Raw genomic sequence first — 2,614 nt, 5'->3', positions numbered from 1 at the left:
GGCACGGTGGTGCTGCATTTGGCGCCGGAAGCCGCCGCCGGCGGGCCGTTGGCCACGGTGAAGGAAGGCGACTGGATCGAACTCGACTGCGCCAATGGCCGCTTGCACCTGGACATTCCCGACGCCGAGCTGGCCGCGCGCATGGCCGACCTGGCGCCACCGCAGAAACTGATCGTCGGCGGCTATCGCCAGCTCTACATCGACCACGTGTTACAAGCCGATCAGGGCTGCGATTTTGATTTTCTGGTGGGTTGCCGTGGGGCTGAAGTACCGCGTCATTCCCACTAAGTGGGATGCTATGATGCCGTTTATTTAGCCAGAGCCCCCTCTTCGTTATGGATCACCAGCCGCCCAAGCCGCGCAAGAGCATGCATGCCCAAATCGTTCAGGACTTGGGCATGCACATCGTTTCCGGTCGCTTCAAGCCCGAAGAGCGCCTGCCCATGGAGGCCACGCTCTGCGAGGAATACAAGGTCAGCCGCTCGGTATTGCGTGAGGCCACGCGGGTGCTCAGCGCCAAGGGCCTGGTGTATTCCAAGCCACGGGTGGGCGCGGTGGTGCGCCCGCGCTTGAAATGGCACTTGCTCGACCCGGACGTGTTGTCGTGGTTGATGCAGTCCACGCCCCACAGCGAATTCTTCAACACCCTGGCCGGTGTGCGACGCATCCTTGAACCGGAAATCGCCGCCATGGCCGCGACCACCGCCACCGTTGAAGACATCGCCACCATCGAAAAAGCCTACCTGGGCATGGAAACCGCGCAAACCCACGAGCAGCTGTTGCAGGCTGATCTGGACTTCCACCGCGCCATCGCCGACGCCACCCGCAATGACTTACTAGCCTACATGTGCAACATGCTGTCGCTGCCGTTGCGCGAGTCGATCAACATCACCAACCGCCGCCCCGACATCCAGGGCCTGAGCCTGCCCCGCCACAAGGCGATCCTCACCGCGATCCAGAACCGCGACGCCCTCGGCGCCCGGCACGCCTCGCTGGTGCAACTGGATGACACGCGCGTGGCACTGGACACGGTGATGAATGTGCTGACGCCGTTGTAAACGCACCCTCTACGGCTACGCTCAGGGTTCAGCCTGAGGGATCAGCCATGTGCGGACGACTGACGCAGTACCGCGGCATCCACGATTTCGTCGCGGCCTTGAGCATGCCCAATGCCCTGGTCAACACCGTGGGCGAGCAACCCCTTGAACGCTACAACGTGGCGCCCTCCACGCAAGTTGCCCTGCTGCACCTGGAAAACAACCTGTTGCACGCCGACCGGGTGCGCTGGGGCTGGCGCCCGCACTGGGCCAAGGACCGTGCGCCGCCGATCAACGCGCGCGTCGAGAAAGTCGCCAATGGCCCGTTCTTTCGCGCGATCTGGACGCACCGAGCGATTGTGCCGATCGACAACTGGTTTGAATGGGTGGACGAAGGCGGCCCAAAAAAACAGCCCTACCTGATTCGTCGTCGCGACCGCGCACCGGTGCTGTGTGCCGCCATCGGCCAACTGCCTGACGCCGACGAAGGTGCCGGGCTCGACGACGGTTTTGTGATCATCACCGCCGACAGCGCCGGCGGCATGGTCGACATACACGATCGCCGGCCCGTGGTGCTGGCCCCGCAGTTGGCCCGCGAATGGCTGGACCCGGCGACACCCCGGGGTCGCGCCGAGCAGATGCTGTTGTTCCAGGGCGAACCGTCCGAGGTGTTTGAATGGTTCAGGGTCGACAGCGCGGTCGGCAACCCACGGCACGACGGTCCTCATGTGATTGAGCCGATTACCGACTGAACGGCTTTACTCCAGCAGCGAGATCAATCGCGGCTCAATCGCGGCTTCCTGCACGTCAAGCACGGCCAGCGTCACCGGTAACTTGAAGCGCCGTCGCCCCGCGCTGCCGGGGTTGACGTACAAGGTTGCACCCCGCCACTCAATCAACGGCTTGTGTGAGTGGCCAGTGATGACCAGCCGAGTGTGCGGGTCGAGTAACGCGGGGACATCGGCAATGTCGTGCACGACTAGGGTTTTCCAGCCCTTCAGGTCAAACATCAGCTGGTCCGGCACCTGCTGCGCCCACGCCGCGTCCTGATCATTGTTGCCACGCACCACCCGCACGGGCGCGATGTGCGCCAACTGTTGAAGTACCTGCGGCGCGCCGATATCGCCCGCATGGATAATCTGCTCACACCCCTGCAAGGCCGCGACCGCTTCGGGTCGCAGCAGGCCATGGGTGTCGGAAATGACGCCAACCTTGAACATCAGCATTCCTATTTTTCAGGCTTGGGCTCATCGAGCAAATGCGCCCTGTAGCCTTGGTAGAGCAGTTGGACCTCTGGATTATCCAGATTTTCGTACGTAATTCCTTCCTTATCGAGCCCATCCAGACCCTTGATCCCACCAATCATCTCTGGCCATTCGTCACGATGGGCAATATCAACCACGAAGGGCTTCAGGTAATTATTGAGATGTTCTTTAAACGGCGCTCTGATTTCCTCGCTAAGGGCCCGAAGATAGTCGTCCTTATGGGTTCTCGACCATTCAATGGCAAACCTGGCTCGATAACAAAGCTCCATGAAGACAAGCAGAATCGTACGACCGTTGCCATCAAGGAAAGGG

General features: G+C 61.5%; 4 protein-coding genes and 1 pseudogene. 3 read left to right on the top strand and 2 right to left on the bottom strand.

Annotation, left to right across the window (positions count from 1 at the left end; translation table 11 throughout):
• The 3 genes from WBB95_RS03445 to WBB95_RS03435 all read left to right on the top strand — a co-directional run.
• The coding region (locus WBB95_RS03445; protein ID WP_424486301.1) for a dihydroxy-acid dehydratase at nucleotides 1–288 on the top strand (288 nt) is incomplete at its 5' end.
• Between the two features lie 47 nt (nucleotides 289–335).
• Nucleotides 336–1,058 carry a FadR/GntR family transcriptional regulator gene (locus WBB95_RS03440; RefSeq protein ID WP_424486300.1) on the top strand — a complete coding sequence of 241 codons (723 nt, stop codon included), beginning with the start codon at nucleotides 336–338 and terminating at the stop codon, nucleotides 1,056–1,058.
• 47 nt (nucleotides 1,059–1,105) lie between these two features.
• On the top strand, nucleotides 1,106–1,789 hold the full coding sequence (locus WBB95_RS03435; protein WP_424486299.1) for an SOS response-associated peptidase: 684 nt from the start codon (nucleotides 1,106–1,108) through the stop codon (nucleotides 1,787–1,789).
• A 6-nt stretch (nucleotides 1,790–1,795) separates the two neighbouring features.
• On the opposite strand, the gene WBB95_RS03430 is transcribed toward WBB95_RS03435, so the two are convergent.
• Together WBB95_RS03430 and WBB95_RS03425 are read right to left on the bottom strand one after the other, a co-directional pair.
• The gene (locus WBB95_RS03430) at nucleotides 1,796–2,257 is read right to left on the bottom strand and encodes a metallophosphoesterase family protein (protein ID WP_424486298.1); all 462 of its coding nucleotides are present in this window, start codon (nucleotides 2,255–2,257) and stop codon (nucleotides 1,796–1,798) included.
• Between the two features lie 8 nt (nucleotides 2,258–2,265).
• Nucleotides 2,266–2,614 (bottom strand): annotated as a pseudogene (locus WBB95_RS03425) (cell filamentation protein Fic); the annotation flags it as partial.

The sequence above is a fragment of the Pseudomonas sp. genome, assembly GCF_049645325.1.
Taxonomy (GTDB): Bacteria; Pseudomonadota; Gammaproteobacteria; order Pseudomonadales; family Pseudomonadaceae; genus Aquipseudomonas.
This window is presented reverse-complemented; position numbering and strand designations above follow the sequence as displayed.